The sequence below is a fragment of the Dyadobacter linearis genome, from assembly GCF_907165045.1.
In the GTDB taxonomy this organism is placed as follows: Bacteria; Bacteroidota; Bacteroidia; order Cytophagales; family Spirosomataceae; genus Dyadobacter; species Dyadobacter linearis.
On sequence record NZ_CAJRAU010000006.1, the window covers coordinates 199510 to 223842 of the forward strand.

The window sequence follows — 24333 nt, forward strand, 5'->3', positions numbered from 1 at the left end:
CCCGAATTCCTGATGAACCCAAATAAGCTGAATATAGCATGGCTGCTGCAAATGGCGTGGCGCGACAGTCGTAAAAACCGCTCGCGTCTGGTACTGTTTATTTCCTCCATTATCCTCGGTATCGCGGCCCTGGTGGCGATTTATTCCCTCGGCGACAACCTGAAAGAGAATATCGACAGCCAGGCAGCGACGCTGATCGGGGCGGACCTGGCACTTTACGGCAACCGGGCTGTGGACGGAAAAGCGAAGGAACTTGTAGATTCTCTGAGCAAGAACCGATCGGAAGAACGCAGTTTTGCTTCCATGGTTTATTTTGTAAAAAATGGCGGGAACAGACTGGCGCAGGTGAAAGCTTTGTCGGGCAGTTTTCCCTACTATGGAAAATTTGAAACGGTACCGGTTACTGCTGAAAATACATTTCGTTCACGCCAGGAAGCACTGGTGGACCAGACTCTGATGCTGCAATACGGAGCCAAAGTAGGCGACTCTATTCGCATAGGTGAAGTGACTTTTGCAATTGCGGGAATTCTTGAAAAAGCGCCCGGAGCGACAGGAATCACCAGTTCCGTTGCGCCGACGGTTTATATTCCCATGCAGTTTCTGGATCAGACGGGACTTATGCAGAAGGGAAGCCGCGTGGCTTACAGGTATTATTTCAAGTTTCCGGCGCAGACAGATGTTGAGAAACTGGTAAAAACGCTGGAACCGAAATTTGAAAAATACGACCTGGACTATAATACGGTACAGGAACAAAAAGAAGACACCGGCCGCTCGTTCCAGGACCTGACGCGCTTTTTAGCGTTGGTAGGTTTTGTAGCACTATTGCTCGGCTGCATTGGTGTAGCGAGCGCAATCCATATTTATATTCGTGAAAAGCTGAATTCCATTGCTATTCTCCGGTGCCTGGGCGTAAAAGCGTCGCAGGCTTTTATGATCTACCTGATCCAGATCGTGGGGATCGGTGTGATAGGATCGGTACTTGGCGCTGCGCTGGGAACCGCTATTCAGCAGTTTTTGCCTATTGTAATCAAAGATTTGCTGCCTTTCGAGCTCACAACGAGCATTTCGTGGCTGTCTATATTGCAGGGTCTGGCAATCGGAATATTGATATCGCTGCTTTTTGCATTACCTCCATTGGTTTCGATCCGCGGCGTTTCCCCCCTGAACGTACTACGCGTTTCGCTAGACCCGATCAAGCTGGACCGGGATCCGCTTACCTGGCTTTTGTACGGGCTGATCGTGCTCTTTATTTTCGGGTTTTCCTTTCTGCAAATGCGCACCTGGATCGAAGCGTTGGTTTTCACGGCCGGTATTCTGGGCTCATTTCTGGTTCTTTACGGCACTGCGATATTACTTACCTGGCTGGTCAGAAAGTTCTTTCCTGTATCGTGGAGCTATTTGTGGAGACAGGGGCTCGCGAATTTGTACAGACCCAATAACCAGACTGCGATATTGATTGTGTCTATCGGTTTGGGCACTTCGCTGATCTGTACTTTATTTTTTGTGCAAAGTATTTTGCTGGAACGCGTCAGACTTTCAACCAGCGGAAACCAGCCGAATATTGTACTTTTTGACATTCAGGGCAGTCAGAAAGAAGGTGTTATGGCGATTGCAAAAGCGCAGAATGTGCCTGTTAATCAAAGCGTTTCCATCGTGAATATGCGATTGGAAGAATTGAATGGAAAAACAGCTTCGGATTTTGAGGGAGATACTACTGCGGAACAATCAAGAAGAATTTTTGGCCGTGAATACCGCGTTACTTTCCGTGATTCCACGACTTCATCCGAGAAAATTGTAAAAGGAAAGTGGGAAGGTAAATATGATCCTGCAAAAGGATTGGTACCAATCTCCCTGGAACAAGGTTTCGCTGACCGCAGCCGCATTGACCTGGGTGACACGCTCGTTTTCAATGTGCAGGGCACTATGATGAATACGCGCGTTTCCAGTTTCCGGGAAGTGAACTGGGGTGAAGTCCAGACCAATTTCCTCGTCGTTTTCCCGACTGGCGTTTTAGAAGATGCGCCGCAATTCCACGCGATGCTTACCCATGTACCAAATCCGCAGGTTTCGGCTACATTTCAACAGGCTGTTGTTCGCAAATACCCGAATATTGCGATCATCGATCTTGCATTGGTCTTGCGTTTGCTGGATGATATTTTTAACAAAATCGGCTTTGTGATCCGTTTTATGGCGGGTTTCAGTATTCTGACGGGCTTGATCGTATTGATTTCCTCGGTACTGATCAGCAAATACCAGCGTTTGCAGGAAAGCGTTTTGCTCCGGACGTTGGGCGCAAGCAGGAAGCAGATCTTCGCAATCACAGCTCTTGAATACTTCTTTTTAGGCTCACTGGCGGCACTTACAGGTATTATCATTGCATTAATAGGAAGTTTTGCGCTGGCTAAATTCAGTTTCGAAGCAGAGTTCAAACCCGAATTCTTGCCTATTCTGGGCGTATTCCTGTTCGTCTCATTCCTGACCGTTTTCATCGGACTAATCAACAGCCGCGGCATCTTATCAAGACCTCCGCTGGAAGTTTTGAGGCAGGATGTTTAGAATTCAAGACACACTATCTCCTATCTAAAAATTTAGAAAAAAGTGGAATTTGACATTTATGGAAACCTTCAACCAGCAGAAATTATTCTGACAGATTGGGTAACATTTGAAAAAATGTTTGTCGAATCCTTTCCAGGCTCTGCAACCCGATCGGATCTATTCAACAATTTTGCTGACTATGTCACCAATGCAAAACAGATTTTCGGTATAAGCTTTTATCAGTGGATCGATGGCAGTTTCATTACCAATAAGCTGAATCCCCGGGATATTGATTTTGTGACCTTCGTTAATTTCGACGTGTATTACGCGAATGAAAGTGAGATTGACCGGTTGAGAGAGCTCAGGAACATTGGAAAGTTCGGGATGGATGGTTATTTTGTACCAATATACCCGCATCAGCACCCGAAACGGTTCTTGTACGAGGCAGACCAGCTTCAATGGCAATACCTTTTCCAAAGATCCCGGTCAGATAGAAAAAAAGGAATAATAGAACTAAAATATTGAGTCATGCAGGAACAAGAATTACCTCAGTTGCACGAATGGGGACTTCGGGTGTCCCGTTTGTTAGAATTGATTGCACTTACTAACCAGACCTTGAAGCTGCACGAAGCCCAGCAGGGTTCACAAGGTCAGATAAGGGATTACCGCGCTTTACTGGCACAGCACAAGTCAGAACTCGATGAGCTGATGCAAACCTACGGACTCAGCATCCAGATTAATCCGCTCGAAAGCGCTGCGTGACAACTCTTTACTCCCTGGATTCCCGGATTTAACAATTCCTTAAACTTCACTTTTGCATTCATTCGGGATGCAACAGCCACTTTTGCGCTCCCTTAAATGCGCCGGGCGCAGCTATGCTATTGATTTTATCCAATTCCTTCTTCATATTTTTTCAAACGTTTGCATAAAATTTCAAACGTTTGAAATGTGTATTAACTATATTCTATAATTTATTTTAAAAATACAAATGTAATCTTGCAGGAAATCCTCTCACTACCACTCCATCCTTTTATGTTGTTTCAATTTAATAATCCACAAGTATGATGAAAACTCTATCCCGATCGGTGAGAACTGGTCTTTGGCGAAGTTATTTGATGCTTTTCGCTGTCGCATGCTGCATGCAGGCGAACGCGGCCGCTCTCAGAGAGATAACACTCACTGGCAAAGTCCTGACCGAAGGCAATTCCGAACCGCTGCCAGGTGTGACTGTCGTAATTTCAGATGTGAATGGCGGCAACAAACAAGGTGCTACTACCGACGAAGCAGGCGCATTTTCCTTCGCTAACCTGCAAACAGAAACACGTTACAACCTGGAATTCAGCTACATCGGGTTTGAAAAACAATCCCTGAACAATTTCCTGCTCACAGAAGCGAATGCCAGCTCTATTGAAATTAAACTCAAAGAAACAGCTGCCAACCTGGGGGAGGTAGTTGTGGTGGGTTACGGAACTACGGTTAAAAAAGATATTACCGGCTCTGTGAAGTCTTTAAAAAGTGCAGAATTCAATCAGGGTATCATCAATTCCCCTGAGCAGCTTTTGCAGGGAAAGGTATCGGGCGTAAATATTACCTCCGCAACAGGTGAGCCAGGCGGAAAATCCAGCATTACCATACGGGGCCCGGGCGGTGTACGGACAGGCAGCACACCACTTTTCGTGGTCGACGGACTGGCGCTGGATAATAGCGGCACGGGCGGCGATACCAACCCGCTCAACTTCCTAAACCCACAGGATATCGAGTCGATGGACGTTTTGAAAGATGCGTCGGCAACTGCGATTTATGGAGCGAGGGGCGCGAATGGGGTTATTTTAATCACTACAAAAAAAGGAAAAACGGGCCAGGCAAGTGTTACCTATTCGGGAACACTGGGTATTTCAACATTGGCGCGCCCGCTCAATGTGCTATCGGGCCCCGACTTCATTTCCGAGGCGGGCAAGCTCGGCGGCACGATCATCAACAAAGGCGCAGATACAGACTGGCAGAAAGAAATTTCGAGAACAGCGACCACGCATAATCACAACGTTTCTATCGGAGGCGGTACTGATAAAATGACATATTATGGTTCATTTGGTGCGCAAAAACAACAGGGTATACTCAAAGGAAGCCAGCAGGACCGTTACACCGGCCGGATCAATCTTACCCAAAAACTGCTGAACGACCGTGTTTCACTTGACATAAACCTGAATGCGACGAATACGCAAAACAAAAAGCCAAACGTGCAAAGCATGATCGGCGGGGCTGTTACTGCCAATCCGACTTATGCGCCCTACGGCGAGGACGGTCTGCCTTTTCAATATGAGGACGGTACGAACCCCCTAATCTCGCTCAAACTTTACAAGGAGCTTTTGAGCACCAACCGTGTTCTGGCGAGTATTTCCCCTTCGGTTACGATCATTAAAGGACTGGTTTACAAACTGAATTTCGGTCTCGACCATGCCACTTCGGTACAGGACAAGCAGACTTTGCCAAATACAGTTCCTTACGAAATCGGCCGTTTGGAAAACTGGAGTAACAAAAACTCCAACAGGCTGATCGAGAATTACCTGACTTATACTACCAATACCAAAAATCATAGTTTCAGCGCCTTGGTAGGACATTCTTATCAGCATTTGCTAGTGCAGCAGCGCAATTTCAGTATTAATAAATTCCCGATTTCCGACATTGAGCCGATCTATAACCCGGGTCTCGGACAGGAAATCGACCTGGTACTGAACCAGCCAGGCGGTTTTGCGAGGATCAATGAGCTGCAATCGTTTTTCGGACGCGCAACCTACGGATTCAAAGACAGGTACCTCGCCACAGCCACGCTGCGTGTTGACGGTTCGTCTAAATTCGGAGCGAACAATAAATACGGTTATTTTCCTTCGTTCTCAGTAGGCTGGCGGATTTCGGAAGAGGCTTTTATGAAATCGTCGCCTTTTTCAGACTTGAAATTGCGTGCAGGCTGGGGATCGACGGGTAACCAGGAAATTCCTTCCAAGATCACACAGGCGCGTTTCACTTCGGTGGTTTCCGGAACTACGAGCTACCCGCTCGACGGAGGCGATACCTACCCGGCAGGAACTACCTACACCAGGCTAGCCAACCCGAATATCCAGTGGGAAGTATCCCGCCAAACCGATATAGGACTTGATTTTGCATTGTTCAAAGGTGCATTGAGCGGGGAAATCGATTATTTCTCGAAAACATCCCAAAAAATCCTTTTGGAAGTGATACCTGCCGATCCCGTTCAGCCGGCCGGTACTTTCTGGACCAATGTGCCAGATATGAAGATTGTGAACCAAGGACTTGAAATCGACCTTAATTACAGGAATTCAACCGAAAGCGGATTGAGATATGGTTTTGGCGGAAATATCACATTTATGAAAAACAATGTGACCAACTCCCCATATTCTGTAATACCCTCAGGCTCGGCGCAGGGATCCGGACTTACTTCGGCCACGATCAACGGTTATATCAATAATGAACCGATCGGAACATTTTTCCTGAAAGAACATATTGGTTTTGACGACAAAGGGATAAGCCAGTTCAGGGATGTGGATGGTGACGGTATTATTTCTGACAAAGACCGCATTGCAGCAGGTACCGCAATACCTACCAGAATGTACAATTTCAATGGTAATGTGAGTTTCAAAGGCTTTGACCTTTCAGCGAATTTCAATGGCGTGGCCGGCAATAACGTTTACGACAACACGGCCAACTCGAATTTCTATAAACTGAAATTATCGAAAGGTGTGAATGTGACAAGAGAAGCGTTGAACGATGCAGGAGAATCAGTAAATAACTCCGCTCCCGTTTCGACGCGCTATCTTAAAAATGGCGCGTACCTGAGATTGAACAACCTCGTACTGGGATACAACCTGAATACTACCAAACTGGGTATCAACAAATGGGTCCAGACCGTACGCTTGTCGGTTACCGGCCAGAACCTGTTCCTCTGGACAAAATACGACGGATACGATCCTGAGGTGAATAATGATCGTCAGATCAATGGGATCACCTCTTACGGTATCGACTACCTGAGCTATCCAAAAGCTAAAACTGTCCTTTTTGGTCTAAATGTTGGTTTTTAATATTTACCTCATGAAAAAGAAATTATCACTCATATTTACGGCTGCGGGTCTATTGTTATTTACAAATGCCTGCACGGATTTAAAAGAAGAAGTGCTCGACGAAACACTCAGCGTCGAACTATCTGACCAGGCTGCTGCAAACGGTCTTATAGCGCCGGTTTACGCACTTTTGCCCAATTTGTTCCAGCATACCACCTATTTTGCATTACAGGAAATTACCACCGACGAAGCGATCCTGCCTTACCGCGGGGGAACCGACTGGGGCGACAACGGCATTTATCAGGCGCTGCATCAGCACAATACTACCAGTACCGATCCGAATGTAAATAATACCTGGAATACGCTGGTACAGTCCATTTCAAGATCAATTACTGCGATTACCGGCTTTAAAGAATCGGCTGATCCGAATGCAGCGATCTATCTTGCTGAGGCGAGGGGAATGCGGGCCTACTATAACCTGGTTATGCTGGATATGTTCGGGATCGCCTTCATCAAAGAAGATCCGGGAACAACTTCGAAGATCGTAAGAGGAGAAGAAGCCGTGAGTTACATTGAAAGCGAACTGCTTGCAATCGAGCCGCTTGTCCAGTCCAAAACAGCAGTAGGTCCTGGCCGCCTCAATCAGGCCGCAGTATGGAGTCTGCTTACTCGGTTGTATATGAATGCAGGCGTATATCGCAATGTATATTCGCCTACGATCGAGTTCCGGCCGGAAGATCTGGACAAAGCGATCCAGTATTCCGACAAGGTAATTGCTTCGGGCCAGGCCAAGTTGTCAGCCGATTACTTTTCGATTTTTTCAAATAACAACCACACAAACCAGGAACTGATTTTTGCAGTGGATCAGCGCGCTGACCTGAACGGACACAACCGGATGGCGTACTTTTCGATCTCGGGAGACCAGTTTCCACTGGCCGAATTCCCTGCTGCAAACGGTACCGATGGGCCGGGTATTACCTCTGACTTTTACCAATCCTGGGTGCAGGCTTACGGCGCCGTGGACCCGAGTCGCGACCCGCGTTTTTATCAGCAGAATATGTCAATATATACCAATGCAGCCGACACTTGTATCAACGATGCAGATTACAAGATCAATCGCGGTATTCTGCGAGGTCAGCAATATGGTGCTTTGCGTGTAAATGGGGCCTTTACAAGGTGTGCGGACAATAAACTGAAAGTAGGAAAGCTTACATATGTAACGCGTAACCGTGCGGATCTGCCTGTCAGTTTTTCAGAACTGATTGACTACACAACTGCCGGCAGCAACTACAACACGGGTTATCGCGTAGCGAAGTACGAGTTTAGCAGCAAGTCGAATACTGGCCGGAACAAGGGAGAAGCGGATATTGTAATCGTTCGTCTGGCAGACATTTACCTGATGCGCGCGGAAGCGAAATTGCGCAAAGGTGATGCAGCCGGCGCGCTGGCAGATGTGAACCTGGTACGTGCTTCGCGTACAGCCACATTGGCTCCTCCGGCACTCACGAGCATGACGCTGGATATTCTTTTCCGTGAGAGAGGTTTTGAATTTTACTGGGAAATGCTGCGTCGTACAGATATGATTCGTTTCGGCAAATACGAAGGCAAATGGACTGAAAAAACCAATTCTGACGTCCACAAACGCATTTTCCCAATCCCACAAACCGCGATCGACGGCGCATCGAATTTGCCTGGGTACTTGTCTCAGAATGAGAGCTATTAAATAGAACCAAATCAATAAGTCCGGGGGCTGAAGCCCCCGGCAATTGATTTTATAGATCTATCAGGATCCTTACCTTTCCGCCTAATCCTTTCTCCACAATCTCATACAAAGTCCTCAGATTGAGATTACTGCCGTCATTCTCCACTCGGGAAATAAATTCGCGCTTCTTGTCAATAATCGTCGCGAGCTGTGACTGAGTCAGGTTCTTTTCCTCCCGCGCTTTTTTTAAGAGTAGCCCGATCCTGAAACCAGAAACATCCCGCTCTAACTCATCGCGCCGCTCAGTGCCCGTTTTCCCATAAACATCATCCTTTATTTCCGTCCAGCTTTTAGTGTCCACTGCCTGATGGTTTAGTTGCAAAATATTCTGTCATAAGTCTCACTTATTAGACGTAAAATATCTGGAAAGGTCACATTTTGCTGACAAATTATTCCCGGTCACAACTAAATCTAAACAAATCAATAAGTCCGGGGGCTGAAGCCCCCGGCAATTGATTTTCCTTTGCATTTTCTAATCAAACATTAACCCATTCCATTTGCGAGGCTTCGTATCTGGTTCCTGAGGCGGCTCCTATTGGGACGATGGATTCCAGCTTTTGCTTTTCCTCGGCGGTTAATGTTACCTCAGTTGCGGCGGCGTTTTCTTCAATATATTTAATGCGCTTCGTGCCGGGAATGGCGACGACATTGTTGGAAGCTACCCAGGCGAGCGCCAGTTGTGCAGGCGTAATGCCCTTTTCAGCAGCGATTGACTGTATTTCTTTCAGCAAATCAAGGTTTTTGTAAAAATTCTCCCCCTGATAACGTGGGATACTTCTTCTGAAATCGTCCGCAGCAAAATCGTCGGGACTTTTCAATTCGCCCGTTATGAAACCGCGTCCAAGTGGCGAATAGGCCACGAAACCGATCCCCAACTCTTTCAATACATCCAAAACACCATTTGCCTCGGGCTCGCGTTCGAAGAGTGAATATTCAGACTGAACAGCTGAAATAGGATGAACCTGATGTGCTTTCCGTATTGTTTCCGCAGACACTTCCGACAAGCCGATATACTTAACCTTACCAGCCTGAACCAGCTCCGCCATCGCGCCTACGGTATCTTCAATGGGGGTATTTGGATCCAGCCGATGCAGGTAATACAAGTCAATATAATCCGTTCCCAAATTTTGCAGCGACCTGTCGATCGACTTTCTTACATAATCCGGCTTTCCGTTGAAACCCCAGGTAAGCTGCTCATTATCATCGACTTCGAAACCGAATTTGGTAGCAACAATATATTTATCCCTGCTTCCGGAAATCGCTTTGGCGACCAGGCGCTCGTTTAATAGCGGCCCGTATAAATCGGCTGTATCCAGAAAATTGATACCCAATTCCAATGCGCGATGAATGGTGGCGATCGACTCTTTTTCATCTGCCTTTCCATATATATCGCCGCCCGCGATGGTCGTCATGCCCATGCAGCCCAGTCCTTGAACAGGTACTTCAAATCCCTGGCTTCCTAAATTGATCTTTCTCATTTTGCGTTTGTTGTTTATGATTAACAAGAGCAAAAGTAGCAGGTCAACTCTCGCGGCTCGCTACAAGTTTCAAAGCAAAAATTATAGTTTTCAAAGTGATTTTCTGAAAACGAGCGGCGTGTTACCTGTGTGCTTTTTGAAGAAATTATTGAAATAGGAAGCATATTCAAAACCCAGACTGAAAGCAATATCCGCCACACTCCAGGTAGTATATTGCAGTAAAGATTTCGCTTCTGTAAGCAGGCGGTCATTGATATGTGCGGTGGTTGATCTACCTGTAACTTCCTGTACAGCAGCATTCAAATGATTTACATGCACCGAAAGGTTTTCCGCATAATCACTTGCCTTTTTCAGTTTCAGCATATTCTCCGGCGAATCGACGGGGAATTGTTTTTCCAAAAGGGTAAGAAACAGTTTTGCAATCCGGGAAGATGCATTGGTATGTGTAAAATAAGCCAGCGCCGGCTGCATTTTGATTGCTTCGTGAATAATCAAACTGACCTGATTCCGAATTACATCGAGCTTGAAAACGTACTCGCTGTCAGCTTCCTGCTTGATTCTCTGGAAAATACTTTCGAGATAAGCGGTTTGTTCGGAATTCAGGTGATAGATCGGATCACCACCTACTTTAAATAGCGGTGACTCTTCCAGATTTTCCGTGCGGCCGTTATGATGCAGGAACGAATCGCTCAAAATGCAGAAATAGCCAGAAGGCTCTTCATGCAGCATTTCCCAGGAATAGGGGATCAGCGGATTGGTAAAAACCAGCGCAGGCGCGACGATTTCGATGCCCCGGTTTGCATATAATAATCTGCTTCTACCGGTCAGTATCAATGATATTTTATAAAAATCCCGCCGGTTGTACGAGGCTAATGTGCATTGGTCCTCTCCTACTACCGAAATCCTGAATTGCGCCGGCTTAAACAATATGTCCGGCGCCCGGCTCTCGGCCCGTTGCACTATTTCGAACTGCTCCATTTTCAAAATTAATCATTTCAAAGAATAAAGCAACCCGCTTTAAGCTTCGTCGCGCTGAACTGCTCCGGGATCGTTTTCTGCTGCTTCCGGCGTTTCTTCATACACATATTCCTCAGGCTCGGTGGGAGGATAGGTATTCACAAATGTCTGCGCGACCTGCTTGGACTGATAGTAATACGGCAGCCAGATCGCCGCTGAAATCAGCGCCCTGATAAATTGCTGGTAAATAATATCGCCGTTAAACCCTGCGACTTCTGCATAGATCGTCTGCGCCTCAATAAGTCCGACGATCGCAAAAACCAGATTCCCAATCAGAAAATATGAAAAAAGCTGTGGGAAAGAATCGCGTTTTTTGAAATACAAAATCGCAAGCAGGATTGAAAAACAAAAGATAACAGTGGAAACGACGATCTCAAAAACCAGCGAAACCTTATATAAAGAGCTCACTAAACCCGATTGTGCAGACATTGCATTCCAGCCAACCGTACTGAAATAGATCATTCCGCCAGACAAAGCGAGGTTAAAGAAAGCGACAATCGGATGAAGGACCATTTGAACCCCGGTCAGTAAAATCCAGGAGCCAAAAGGTAAAGCCGGTTCAGAAGCCTGGCCTTTGAGCGGGGAAAAGTAATAAAGTTTTCGCAGCAGCAACGCACAACCGGCCGCGGTAAACAGGGAAAGCAGCAGCGTCACCCAGTTGAGGGACCTGCCTGACGATGACCCTGAGGTTGGTGCCAGGAGTTCCAGACCGAGGTTTTTAGTCAGTCTGGACATATCTTCCCGAAACTCAGCTACACTTTCAGCCGCTACATGATCTTGCAGCACATTGTATTCATACGAAAGCTCCCACACGCCTTCCTTCGGAACAAAGTCCGAGCTGAAAGCAACCGTGTAGGCCGCCCGCTCAATCCGCCACGATTCCTTTTTGATATTCGAATACTCCGGCATATGTACCCGGATCTTGTAGGTATTGTGATACGGATATTGCAGGGATACCGGGTCTTTTCCGGACTTTTTAGGTAAAATGCGAAGCTGGTCGTAAAGCACTTTTCCCTGCAACCCAAAATACGCGCGACCGCTGACGGAATCATATTGCCAAGCGTTTTTCAGCGCATAATTTTCAAGCAACGAAAAGTTATTGGCGTCGCGCTGGTCGTAATAAGTGAGCGTATCGGCCAGTTCCAGTTCCGCGTGTTTGTATATTTCGCGGTAGTAATTCAGGTAAGCGTCTTCGGTCTTGGACATTACATTCTGCTGGAACATCGACCGTATTTCGTCAGCAAGGGACTCGAAATAAACGGTTTTCACCTGAATATGTCCCGACATCAGCGTGTCGCCGCGCTTTGGAAGGTAGATATCCTCGGTAATTGAAATATTTCCTGTACCCTGTAACGGGATCGAAATCGGTTGGATCTGTCCTTTTCGCAGCAATAAACCCTGACCATAAGGTGGAAAACTGATTGTGCTCAAACTCCCGCCCTGCAATGCGATGGTAGGATCTACAAACCGGAAGATTTTAGTATCCGATCTGCCCGGCACGCCGGAAAATTCCTCAATGCGCACTACCACGTGATTGAAATCGATCGGCGACGGCAGGAACTCCGACAAATGTGCTCTTTTATAAGTATTTACCAGCACTGGATCGCATTCAATTCCCTGGTCACGCAGCATCGCGCAAAGCAAAAATGCCTTGTCTTTGCAATCGCCGTAACGCTGCTGGAACACCTGTCCGGGCGAATGCGGCCGGTGCGTATTTTCACCCGTTTCGACGCCGAGATAGCGGATTTCATCCTGTACAAAACGCACGACCTTGCCAATAAACTCCGAATTGCTCTCGCCTTCTTTTCTCCAACAGGCCACTTTGCTTTTGAGCGGACCGGACAATTTTGTCTCTCCGTAAAAGCCTAATCCCCAATCCACAACTTCCTTCCAGCTCTTGAATTCGGTGACCTGTACAAACGGACTTTTACTGTACCACTCCGGCGCAAAGTCGTCGTAGGCAACAGGTTTGATATTTACTACCTCCCACTCGTACACATTTTTACCGTTGCCGGCAGTCAGTTTTCGGGTTGGAGGCTTATTAAATTCTTTGAAAATCAGTGCCCTTTTTTGATCTGCTATAATTGCAACATGCTGGTGTTGGGTATAGTCAAATGTATCAAAATGGAGGAAATCTGAGTATTTACCCTGAAACACCGGGTTCCAGCCTTTGCGGGAATAGGCTACTTCAATGCGGTCGCCTTTGCGGATATCTGTCAGAATTAAGGAAGCAGTGTAGTGCCCATTGTAAATGAAACGCTGCCTGTCAGTTTCCAGCGGCATTATTTTAATTTCTGCCGGTTGCAGTTGCGACGTACCTTTCCCGTCGCGCCAAACGGTAACCTGGTGAAAATCCAGTTTTTCATAAGTCGGATCGAAAGCCACGGTAATATCTGATCCGTTTTGAATACCGCTTTCAGAAATGATTTGTCTGGTATAATGCGTGTAGACAGACTGCTCGTCCAGATTTACCTGATAATCTGAAAAGGCAAGATAGTACCCGCCCGCCACATCTTTGGCCGAAGCCGGTTTGCCGGAAGCGGTGACCGGGATAACCCAAGCAGGTGCAGGCTTAATTTGAACACCGGGAGCCGCAAAAAGTGGAGATACAAGCAGCAGCAAGCAAAACAATGCGGAAAGGGAAACTCTGGCAAGAGTAGAATTAAAAATCAAGCGAAGTGTAGAATAGAGGTTTTGGATTTACCAAGATAAGTAATTCTACACTCTGCCTGAAAGATTTACAAGCTTAAATCCGCAAAGTCGATTCCCTGATCACCAACTCGGAAGGGAGGACGATACTCTCGTGAATGAAGTCACCGGCTCCGTTGACCTGATTGAGAAACAACCGCGACGCTTCCATTCCGATCTTGCGACCGGGCCGGCTGACGGTTGTGAGTGAGGGAAAAGTGTAGGCTGAGATAGGTGAATTGTCAAACCCGATCAGCCCGACTTCCTGCGGGATTTTCAGTTCTTTGTCTTTCACAACCCGCATTGCCCCGATCGCCACCTGATCATTTACACCAAAAATAGCATCAGGCGGAGCGGCCATTTCCAGCAATCTTTTGGTAGGAACGATCGCGCTTTCAACTTTGAAATTGGTATTGATAATCAGCTCTTCCTGAACCGGCATATCGTATTTCTTCAAACAATCCACATAACCTTTCAGCCGCTGCTCAGAAACGGTCAGCCCATTTGGTCCCTTTAAATGCGCTATCCTTTTGTAACCGATATTGATCAAATGCTCTACTGCCGCAAAAGCGCCGTGGTAATCGTCGACCGTGGCGCGACTGGTTTCAAAATCCTCATATTCCCGGTCAATAAAAATGAGAGGCGTTTTTCGCTGGATTACACTTTCCAAATGTTCGTAATAGCCTGAGTCATAAGTCTCCTGGGAAACGGAAAGAAAAATCCCTTCGGTCCGGTTGGAGAGCAGTTTGGAGAGATATTCCTTTTCCAGCATATAATTTTCATTGGTCACACAAATATTAAGCGTGTAGCCCAGTGGCTGCAAAATCGTGTGCAAGCCCTCGATCACCGCCGTTTCATAGTAATTACTGATCGTCGGAACCACGACTCCGAGCGACGCGGTCTTCTTATTTAACAAGCTGAGAGACACTTCATTCCGCTGGTAACCCACTTCCCGGGCATATTCCTGAATGTTCTTGCGGGTATCTTCATTGATCGCCGGATGGTCGTTCAAAGCCCTTGAAACTGTGGACGGAGAGCAGCGAAAACGACGTGCAATATCTTTAATAGTAATCGGACGGGAGGAATTCATGGATCGGATAGAGGCGATTAAATCTTATTTATTTTTTCAAACGTTTGCATTCGATATTAACATATTTACATTTTGTGTTTAATTTATACAACACTATCATTGTGCAAATCTATTCGATTACCGCGATGAGTGACTTATTGATCAAGCCGAAAAATGACAAAAACTACCATTCAATGACAGCCGAACAATCGGGTTGGACGTATTTGAACTTTGAGGCGAAAATACTGGATGTTAATGAACAAATATCCGGCAATACCGGAGAATACGAATATTGCATTGTTTTATTGGGAGGCAATTTTAAAGTGGAAGCCGCCGGGCAAACCTGGGAAACGCGGAATGGACGGAAAGACGTTTTTAGCGGCATCGGCCACGCGATGTATCTTTCCAGAAACACAGAATTTGTCCTCACTTCACAATCTGCTCAAACCGACATCGCGATCTGTAAAGTTCTTTCTGACGAAGATCACCCACCCAGAATGAAGCGCCCGGAAGAAGCCGCGATCGAGTACCGCGGGGGAGATAATGCTAACCGGCAGATAAACAGTTTGCTGGAACCTGGTTTTGATTGTCATAAAATCGTTTGCGTAGAAGTATATACACCTTCCGGCAATTGGAGTTCATTTCCGGCGCATAAGCACGATGAAAGAAAGGTTGATGCCGACGGTAACTTGCTGGAAGCGAACCTGGAAGAGATCTATTTTTATAAAATCGACAAACCGCAGGGCTACGCTATTCAGCAGGTCTACACCGAAGATCGCTCGCTGGATGAGATTGTTAGAGTGAAACACAACGAAGCGGTACTGGTTCCGAAAGGCTACCACCCGGTAGTAGCAGGCCACGGTTACAATGTTTACTACCTCAACTTCCTGGCCGGCAGCGACCAGTCACTAGCGAACACGTCCGACCCCGACCACGACTGGATTTACGGCACCTGGAAAGGCTCGGATCCAAGGTTACCGATTGTGACGGCGGAAATGAATGGGTAGTTAGCTGTTAGCTGTTAGCTGTTAGCTGTTAGCTATTAGCTGTTGGCCTGGGAGTCGATGAATAAGAATTTAATACTAAAATTTAAAGCGAAAGCAGAAAACCTAATTGCTAATAGCTAATTGCTAATAGCCAATAGTTCAAAGCTTTCAGCAAAACCCAAAGCCAAATGAAACCCCTCGACCTATTAACCCTCGGCCGCTCTTCTATTGACTTGTATTCAGCGAATGTAGGCAGCCCTTTTGAAAAAATTGAAGCGTTTAATGCATTCGTAGGCGGCTGTCCGCTGAATATCGCGACTGGCAGTCAGCGGCTTGGATTGAAAACTGCTATTCTTACCGGAATTGGAAACGACCAGGTCGGAAATTTTATCAAGCACTTTTTAGATAAAGAAGGCATTTCAACCGAGTGGGTACCGGTGATCGAAGGAACCAGAAGTTCCGCAGTGGTATTGGGCATAGAGCCGCCCGACCGCTTCCCGCTGGTTTACTATCGCGAAAACTGCGCTGATATTAATCTCAATATCGATCACGTAGCTGCTATTCCTTTTGAGAATTTCAAAGCGGCTGCTTTTTCAGGAACTGCATTCAGTAAGGATCCAAGTCGGACAGCGATGTTTTATGCATTGGAACTGGCCAAACAAAATGACGTGATCAGGCTCCTGGACATTGACTTCCGGGCCGATCAATGGTTCGACCCGCGTGCATTTGGCGTTACAATCCGGGCTGCATTGGGGAGTTTCAATATTGTAGTGGGCACAGAAGAAGAAATCCTGGCTACTTTTTTGACAGATAAAGAACAATTATTGATCAAACACCAGCAGATATCCGCACCTGAGATCAGAGGAAATATCGAGAACGGAATTAGTGAAATACTTGCTTCGGGCGTAGAAACGCTGGTTGTAAAAAGGGGAAAAGACGGCGCATCCATTTTCCAGCCGGGCAAGGAAGAAGTAAAGGTACCAGGCTTTCCGGTCGAAGTTTTGAATGTACTGGGAGCCGGAGACGCGTTCTGTGCTGGGTTCTCTTATGGATTATTAAATGACTGGGATCTATACAAAAGTGTAAGAATGGGCAACGCCTGCGGCGCAATCATAGTAACCAGAGAAGGCTGCGCCAACTTCATGCCAACACTGGAAGAAGTGACGGCGTTTACGGAATCTTACGGGGGGTTGTGAGGGGAGGAAAGGGAGGAAGGAGGAAAGGGAGGAAGGAAGGAAGGAAGGAAGGCGGCCCTCATAGGCAGCAAGGGGCAAATAATCAAAAAAGCAAATCATCAAATAAATAAACAGGGCTTCAGCCCAAAAAAGGGCGAAGCCCAAAAATCAATTGCCGTGGGCTTCAGCCCATGGATAACAGATAGATAGGATGGAAAAATTACAGAATTATATTAATGGGGAGTGGGTTGATAGCCATTCAGATCAGTTTGAAAAAGTGCTCAATCCGGCGAATCAGGAGGTATTGGCGCTGGTTCCTTTTGGTAACAGGCAGGATGTAGCTGACGCGGCAGCGGCGGCGCAAAGCGGTTTCCAGGAATGGAGAAGTATGCCGGTTTCGAAGCGGGTACAGTATTTATTCAAGCTGAAAACTTTACTCGAAGACAACATCGACGATATCGCAAAAACTATCACGCTTGAATCTGGGAAAACTTTTATAGAGGCAAGGGCTGAGATTGTCCGCGCGATTGAAAACGTGGAAAATGCCTGCGGAACCCCTACTTTGATCCAGGGAGAATTTTCAGAAGATATTGCCAAAGGAATTGACGAATACATGATCAGGCAGCCGCTGGGCGTTTGTGCATGTATCGCGCCGTTTAACTTTCCGGGGATGATCACGTTCTGGTTTTTGCCTTATGCACTTGCCTGCGGGAACAGCTATATTATCAAACCGTCCGAAAAGGTACCACTTACGATGACCAAGATCGTGGGATTAATGGAGCAGCTGGATCTCCCGAAGGGGGTATTGAATCTGGTACAAGGAGCGAGAGAGGTTGTAGATTCTTTGCTGGAACATCCTGTCATCAAAGCAATTAGCTTCGTTGGCTCTTCAAATGTCGCTCGTCACGTTTACGCCAAAGGAGCTGCAAACGGAAAACGCGTGCAAGCACAGGGCGGCGCCAAAAATCCTGTGATTGTATTGCCGGATGCGGATATTGAAATGACTTCCCAGATCGTGATCGACAGTGTGTACGGCTGCGCGGGCCAGCGTTGCCTCGCCGCTTCTACCATTATTACAGTTGGTGATCACAAGGATATTACGGAGAGTCTGGTTGAATCAGCAAAAGCCAGAAAAACCGGTTTTGGACTCGACAGCGACGTTTTAATGGGTCCGGTAATTTCTCCTGAAAGTAAAAACCGCGTACAAACGCTCATTGAAAGAGGTATTAACGAAGGCGGACGTTTACTGGTCGACGGACGTAACGCGAAAGTGGACGGTTATGAGCAAGGTAACTTTATTAATCCAACCATTATTGAAGATATTCCGCTTGACGGGGAACTGGCTTCAACAGAGATATTCGGTCCGGTATTGAGCCTGGTACATATCAATACGATTGACGAAGCGATACGCTATATCAATGCGGGAAAATACGGAAATATGGCCTGCATATTCACCAGCAGCGGCTCCAATGCCAGAAAATTCCGGCACGAAGCTGAGGCCGGGAATATTGGTATTAACATTGGCGTAGCCGCACCCGTCGCGCAATTCCCATTCTCAGGCTGGAAAGACAGCTTTTACGGCGACCTCCACGGCCAGGGCAAACACGCAATAGAATTTTTTACCCAAACCAAAGTAGTGATAGAACGCTGGCTGAAAGAATGGAACAGAAAATTCTAAATCAAGAAAAACAAAACATCAATTAACCCTAATCAATACCCGTCGACTTAAGTCGACGGCAAGGTATCCAAAATGGCTAAAAAACTTAAGACTGGCGTGATCGGACTTGGTCGGATCGGGCAGATACACCTGAGTAACCTGGTGCATCATATGCCTCATGCAGAGGTGATTATCGCTTCCGACGTTTCGCCGGAATCCCACGCTTTTGCATTGAATCTTGGCGTGAAAGAAGTTACTACCGATGCGTACGATGTGATCAACCACCCTGATGTGGAGGCAGTGATCGTATGCTCCCCTACCCCGTTTCACGTTCCGTACACCGTGGCGGCAGCTCGTCAGAAAAAGCATATCTTCTGCGAAAAACCGCTGGATGTGACATTGGAAGCGATCCACGAGGCAGAAAAAGCGGTGACCGAAAACAATGTCAAGCTCATGCTCGGTTTCAACCGCCGGTTCGACGCGAATTTTAATAATGTAAGAACCCTGGTCGAAGCCAACAAGATCGGCGACCCGCATATTCTGCGCATTACCAGCCGCGATCCTGCGCCCCCGCCGGTGGAATATCTTAAAATCTCTGGCGGCATATTCCTCGATATGTCGATCCACGACTTCGATATGGCGCGGTTTATCGTGGGCAGCGAAGTGACAGAAGTTTTTGTGAAAGGCGACGCGCTGATCCATCCAGAGATCAAGGAATTTGGTGATATTGATACAGCGGTGATCGTTTTAACATTCGAAAATGGTGCGATCGGCGTGATCGACAATAGCCGGAAAGCAGTTTACGGTTACGACCAGCGGCTTGAAATTTTTGGGTCAAAAGGAATGGCGAAAGCTGAAAACAATACGGCTGACACACTGATTCATTTTGACGATAATGGCGGCCACAGCTCACTTCCGCTTCATTTTTTCCTTGAAAGGTATGAAACTGCGTACCGCGTTTGCCTCAAATCTTTTATAGATTGCGTGCTAAACGACAAGCCTTCGCCGGTTGACGCGCATGATGGATTAATGGCAACTGCGATCGGCATTGCAGCAATGAAATCACTGACAGAAGGCAGGAGCGTGAAGATTAGTGAGGTGTTGCAGTATGCGGAGGTGTAAACAACACGTTTTGTCATTTATTGTCAGGTGTAGTCAGTAGTAGTCATTTTTGGTCATTTATAGTCACTTATTGTTCTAAACCCGAATGTCCACAACCGGTTTGCAATCGCTGGATTATGTTGTATTCTTTATTTATCTGATAGGCGTTTCTGCTTATGGTTACTGGATTTACAAGAAAAAAAGTGCGAAAGAAGTAAGCTCGACAGACTACTTTCTGGCTGAGGGTTCCCTCACATTCTGGGCAATAGGCGCTTCGATTATCGCTTCCAATATCTCCGCCGAGCACTTTATCGGGATGTCCGGCTCGGGATTTGCTATCGGGCTGGCGATTTCTTCTTATGAATGGATGGCTGCGGCTTCACTGATCGTGGTGGCCGTTTTCATTCTGCCGGTTTATCTCAAAAACAAAATTTACACCATGCCCCAGTTTCTGCGGGAAAGGTACAATCCTACCGTAGCCACGATTATGGCCGTTTTTTGGCTCTTACTGTATGTTTTTGTGAACCTCACTTCGATTCTCTATCTCGGCGCTCTGGCACTGGAAGTAACCGCGGGACTGAATTTTAATTACGGAATTATCGGTCTGGGAGTTTTCGCGGTCGTTATCACGATCGGCGGGATGAAGGTGATCGGCTATACCGACGTGGTGCAGGTGATCGTGCTCATTTTGGGCGGACTGGCTACTACTTACCTCGCGCTGGATCTGGTGTCAACGCATTTTAATAAACCGGGTATTTTCAATGCATTAGGCTTGCTGAGAGAGCAGGCGGATACGCATTTTCACATGATTTTGCCCAAAGAAAGTCCTTTTTACAAAGACCTGCCAGGCTTGACGGTGATTATCGGTGCGATGTGGATCAATAACCTGGCTTATTTTGGTTGTAATCAATACATTATTCAGCGCAGCCTGGGGGCCGATTTGAAAACCGCTCGCAAGGGGATTCTATTCGCTGCTTTACTCAAACTACTGATCCCGATCATCGTCGTTATTCCGGGTATTGCCGCTTTTGTTTTGTATCAAAATGGTATGTTTCAGCAAGAAATGCTAGACGGAACCGGAGCAGTAAAGCCTGATCACGCTTACCCGGTTCTATTGAACTTACTCCCGGCGGGCTTGAAAGGAATGGCCTTTGCAGCACTTACGGCGGCAATCGTCGCTTCCCTCGCCGGAAAAGCGAACAGTATTTCGACGATTTTTACACTGGATATTTACAAACAATACATTGCCCCGAATGCATCGGAGAAACAGCTGGTCAGAGTCGGTCGCTATACGATTTATGTGGCCATGGCGATTGGGGTATTGATTGCGCCGCAGCTGCGGGTTTTGGATCAGGCTTACCAGTTTATTCAGGAATATAGCAGCTTCATTACGCCGGGCGTGTTTGCGATTTTCATACTCGGAATGTTCTGGAAAAGAACCACTTCCGCCGCCGCGCTTACAGCCGCATTGCTCACTATTCCATTGTCGACTGCGGGAAAGTTTCTTGCACCGGAAATACCGTTTCTTGACCGTATGGGCTACATTTTCGTAATACTGTGCGTGATAATAGTTGTGATTTCACTTGCTGATCCGAAAAGTAAAAACAATCCTAAGAGCTTGGAAATCAGCCAATCCATGTTTATGCCCGGCAAAAGTTTCGTCATCGGATCGGTACTCATTTGCGGCGTGATCGCGGCTTTGTATACGGTGTTTTGGTAGGGATTGGCCGTTAGCTGTTAGCTTTTGGCTGTTAGCTTTTAGTCCAATATTACTGATACGCATTAAAAACAGAAGAATATAGCCAATAGCTAAAGGCTAACAGCTAAAAGCCAACAACCAAACATGCTGCTAACCACGAAACAGCTTTTTACCCAATGCTATTCCCGCTATGCGATTCCGGCGGTGAATGTGTTTTTTATGGAGGAAATCCATGGTTTGTTTGCGGCGGCGCAGGAGGCTCAGGCGCCGTTTATTGTTCAAACTACGCCTTTTGCAAGGGATTATGCGCACCCCGAAATGCTCTTATCCATGATCGGCGCCGCCGCACGAATCTATCCCGATGTAACCTACTCGATTCACATGGACCATGGGTATGAAGCACACATTTTTGACGCAATTCAAAAAGGCGGCTATACCTCCGTAATGATCGATGCGTCGCATGATGATTTTGACAAAAACATTGAAAGAACCAAAGCTGTTGTGGCGAAGGCGCACGCTAAAAACATTAGTGTAGAAGCTGAATTGGGGGTTTTGGCGGGAGTCGAAGATGATCTGACAATCGACGCGGCGCATTCATTTTATACCAATCCGCAGCAAGTGGAAGATTTTGTAAAAGCAACAGATTGCGACAGTCTGGCGATTGCGGTGGGTACGAGTCACGGCGCTTACAAATTTTCAGGTGGACAGGGTTTGCAGTTTCAGATTTTGGAAGAAATTCAAAAAAGATTACCCGGTTTTCCGCTCGTACTGCACGGCGGATCCAATGTAATTCCCGAAGTAATCGGACGTATTAATGCGGCCGGAGGAAAACTGAAAACGGATGCAAAGGGAGTTCAGGAAGATGAAATAAGAAAGGCTATTCCGCTGGGAATCTGCAAGATCAATATAGCGACAGATACACGTTTGCTCTGGACAATGGTAAATCGCGAGTTTTTCAGGGATAAGCCGGAAGAATTTGCGCCTACTACACCGGGGAAGATTTTTATGGAAGAATACAAAAAGTTTATGCTGAAAAAATTCGATTTGTTTGGCTGTGCAAACAGAGCCGGAGACTTCAAAACCAGCAATTCCTGAACCTGAGTGGGAGAATAAATTTCAAGATTATGACCAGAAGACTTACCGTAGCGCAGGCTACAATTACGTTTTTAAAGAATCAATATATTGAGCGGGACGGTATAGAGGAACCGTATTTTGGCGGCTGTTTCGGGATTTTTGGTCATGGTAACGTGGCCGGACTGGGACAGGCTTTGCAGCAGAATCCGGATTTCCGTTATTATCAATGCCGGAATGAACAATCGATGGTACATACTGCGGTTGCTTATGCCAAAGTAAAAAACAGGCTGGGCGCGTTTGTTTGCACTACTTCTATCGGCCCAGGCGCTACAAATATGATCACTGGCGCTGCGCTGGCTACTATTAACAGACTGCCGGTTTTACTTTTGCCCGGTGACATTTTCGCTACCCGCGAGCCGAATCCGGTTTTGCAGCAGCTTGAAAGTGCGGTGACACAGGATATTTCTGTCAACGATTGTTTCAAACCCGTTTCGAAATACTGGGACCGCATTAACAGACCGGAACAGCTTATTTACTCGCTACCGGAGGTAATGCGCGTTTTGACTTCACAGTCCGAAATGGGCGCGGTTACCCTATCAATGCCGCAGGATGTGCAAACGCACGCTTACGATTTTCCGGAAACACTTTTTCAAAAAAGAGTGTGGCACGTAGGTCGCCCGCGCCCGGATCTGGCTACGATTCAAAAAGCTGCGGAATGGATCAAAACGAGCAAAAATCCGGTGATCGTTTCTGGCGGAGGCGCTATTTATAGCGGAGCAAGTGAAACCCTTCACCAATTTGCTACCAAAACAGGCATTCCGGTCGGCGAGACGTTCGCGGGAAAAGGGTCAGTTCGCTATGATGCTCCGTATTGCGTCGGCGGACTAGGTGCGACGGGTACCAAATATGCGATTGAAATTGCCAATGAAGCTGATCTGGTAATCGGGATCGGCACGCGATACAGCGATTTTACAACTGCTTCCAAGTCCATTTTCAAAAATCCGGACGTCAGATTTATTAATATTAACATCAGCGAATTCGATGCTTTTAAGCATGCAGCTTTGCCGGTGGTCGGTGACGCAAAGGTGATTTTGGAAGAACTTTCCTGTTTACTAGCTGATTTTCAGGTAGATTCATCCTACCGCCAGCGCGTTGCGGATATGAACAAAGCCTGGGACGATGAGGTGACACAGATTTATCTGGACGGTAACAGTACCGCCCCTCCTATTGATCAGGCGGTTGTGATCGGAACACTAAATAGCTTCATGGATGACCGTGACGTGATGATCAATGCTTCCGGTAGTGCTCCGGGCGATTTGCACAAGTTATGGCGCGCGACTGACCCTAAGAATTTCCATTTGGAATACGGTTTCTCGTGCATGGGTTACGAAATCGCAGCAGGTTTAGGAGCGAAAATGGCTGATCCGAGCCGGGAAATATACGTTATCTGTGGCGACGGGGGCTATTTGATGAACAATAGCGAGATAGTAACTGCGATTCAGGAGGGTGTGCGGTTCACGATTTTGCTTTTAAATAACAACGGTTTCGCAAGTATCGGCGGCTTGTCGGAGAGTATTGGAAGCGAGCGTTTTGGAACGATGTATCAATATCGTGAAGAAACTTCTGGACAATTATCCGGTGGTTTCTTACCCGTCGACCTGGCGAAAAATGCAGAAAGTCTGGGTGCGAATGTGATCCGGGCAACTGATAAAACTTCACTGGAAGCAGCCTTAGCCGCCTCCAAAACTGCCAACCGCCTTACCGTTATCTACATCGAAACCAGCCTGTACCGCACCGTCAAAGGCTACCACGCGTGGTGGGAAGTCCCGGTAGCCGAAGTCTCCGAATCAGAAAGCGTGCAAAAGGCGTTTGAAACTTATCGCGAGAATAAGAAGACGCAGAGGGCGTTTTTGTGAAGGGAGGAAAGGGAGGAGGGAAAATGAACAAGAGAATAGAGAATTAGTGAATCATTAAAACGGGGTGCGGATTGCTGAAAGATTTGAAGATTAAACTTCCTCC

Annotated in this window: 17 protein-coding genes; 12 read left to right on the top strand and 5 right to left on the bottom strand. The window is 46.8% G+C overall.

From position 1 onward, the window contains the following. Positions 1-12 precede the first annotated feature (12 nt). The 5 genes from KOD92_RS20085 to KOD92_RS20105 all read left to right on the top strand — a co-directional run bounded on the left by KOD92_RS20085 (position 13) and on the right by KOD92_RS20105 (position 8331). The gene (locus KOD92_RS20085) at positions 13-2556 is read left to right on the top strand and encodes an ABC transporter permease (protein WP_215235383.1); all 2544 of its coding nucleotides are present in this window, start codon (positions 13-15) and stop codon (positions 2554-2556) included. Between the two features lie 42 nt (positions 2557-2598). After that, the gene (locus KOD92_RS20090) at positions 2599-3060 is read left to right on the top strand and encodes a DUF6932 family protein (RefSeq protein WP_215235384.1); all 462 of its coding nucleotides are present in this window, start codon (positions 2599-2601) and stop codon (positions 3058-3060) included. A 3-nt stretch (positions 3061-3063) separates the two neighbouring features. Then, the gene (locus tag KOD92_RS20095; RefSeq protein WP_215235385.1) at positions 3064-3297 is read left to right on the top strand and encodes a hypothetical protein; all 234 of its coding nucleotides are present in this window, start codon (positions 3064-3066) and stop codon (positions 3295-3297) included. A 353-nt stretch (positions 3298-3650) separates the two neighbouring features. After that, a complete protein-coding gene (locus KOD92_RS20100; RefSeq protein WP_229254786.1) occupies positions 3651-6629 on the top strand; it encodes a SusC/RagA family TonB-linked outer membrane protein in 2979 nt (992 codons plus the stop codon). 10 nt (positions 6630-6639) lie between these two features. After that, positions 6640-8331, top strand: a complete 1692-nt coding sequence (locus KOD92_RS20105; RefSeq protein WP_215235387.1) for a RagB/SusD family nutrient uptake outer membrane protein — start codon at positions 6640-6642, stop codon at positions 8329-8331. Positions 8332-8380: 49 nt separating this feature from the next. Here KOD92_RS20105 and KOD92_RS20110 read toward each other — a convergent pair whose 3' ends face one another. The 5 genes from KOD92_RS20110 to KOD92_RS20130 form a co-directional block, all read right to left on the bottom strand. Further along, positions 8381-8671, bottom strand: coding sequence for a helix-turn-helix domain-containing protein (locus KOD92_RS20110; RefSeq protein ID WP_215235388.1), 291 nt, complete (start codon positions 8669-8671; stop codon positions 8381-8383). A 175-nt stretch (positions 8672-8846) separates the two neighbouring features. Next, on the bottom strand, positions 8847-9848 hold the full coding sequence (locus KOD92_RS20115; RefSeq protein ID WP_215235389.1) for an aldo/keto reductase: 1002 nt from the start codon (positions 9846-9848) through the stop codon (positions 8847-8849). Between the two features lie 90 nt (positions 9849-9938). Further along, the gene (locus KOD92_RS20120; protein ID WP_215235390.1) at positions 9939-10826 is read right to left on the bottom strand and encodes a helix-turn-helix domain-containing protein; all 888 of its coding nucleotides are present in this window, start codon (positions 10824-10826) and stop codon (positions 9939-9941) included. 39 nt (positions 10827-10865) lie between these two features. Then, a complete protein-coding gene (locus tag KOD92_RS20125; RefSeq protein WP_215235391.1) occupies positions 10866-13538 on the bottom strand; it encodes a DUF3857 domain-containing protein in 2673 nt (890 codons plus the stop codon). A 73-nt stretch (positions 13539-13611) separates the two neighbouring features. After that, a complete protein-coding gene (locus tag KOD92_RS20130) occupies positions 13612-14643 on the bottom strand; it encodes a LacI family DNA-binding transcriptional regulator (RefSeq protein ID WP_215235392.1) in 1032 nt (343 codons plus the stop codon). 125 nt (positions 14644-14768) lie between these two features. On the opposite strand from KOD92_RS20130, the gene iolB reads away from it, so the two are divergent. The 7 genes from iolB (at position 14769) to iolD (ending at position 24230) form a co-directional block, all read left to right on the top strand. Continuing rightward, on the top strand, positions 14769-15629 hold the full coding sequence (iolB, locus tag KOD92_RS20135) for a 5-deoxy-glucuronate isomerase (RefSeq protein WP_215235393.1): 861 nt from the start codon (positions 14769-14771) through the stop codon (positions 15627-15629). 167 nt (positions 15630-15796) lie between these two features. Continuing rightward, a complete protein-coding gene (gene iolC / locus KOD92_RS20140) occupies positions 15797-16804 on the top strand; it encodes a 5-dehydro-2-deoxygluconokinase (protein ID WP_215235394.1) in 1008 nt (335 codons plus the stop codon). A 190-nt stretch (positions 16805-16994) separates the two neighbouring features. Beyond that, the gene (locus KOD92_RS20145; protein WP_215235395.1) at positions 16995-18461 is read left to right on the top strand and encodes a CoA-acylating methylmalonate-semialdehyde dehydrogenase; all 1467 of its coding nucleotides are present in this window, start codon (positions 16995-16997) and stop codon (positions 18459-18461) included. 72 nt (positions 18462-18533) lie between these two features. Further along, the gene (iolG, locus tag KOD92_RS20150) at positions 18534-19562 is read left to right on the top strand and encodes an inositol 2-dehydrogenase (RefSeq protein WP_215235396.1); all 1029 of its coding nucleotides are present in this window, start codon (positions 18534-18536) and stop codon (positions 19560-19562) included. A gap of 85 nt (positions 19563-19647) precedes the next feature. Further along, complete coding sequence (locus KOD92_RS20155) at positions 19648-21261, top strand: sodium/sugar symporter (protein ID WP_215235397.1); 1614 nt, start codon at positions 19648-19650, stop codon at positions 21259-21261. A gap of 123 nt (positions 21262-21384) precedes the next feature. Continuing rightward, positions 21385-22335, top strand: a complete 951-nt coding sequence (locus tag KOD92_RS20160) for a class II fructose-bisphosphate aldolase (protein WP_215235398.1) — start codon at positions 21385-21387, stop codon at positions 22333-22335. Positions 22336-22364: 29 nt separating this feature from the next. Further along, complete coding sequence (iolD, locus tag KOD92_RS20165) at positions 22365-24230, top strand: 3D-(3,5/4)-trihydroxycyclohexane-1,2-dione acylhydrolase (decyclizing) (RefSeq protein ID WP_215235399.1); 1866 nt, start codon at positions 22365-22367, stop codon at positions 24228-24230. Positions 24231-24333: the final 103 nt, after the last annotated feature.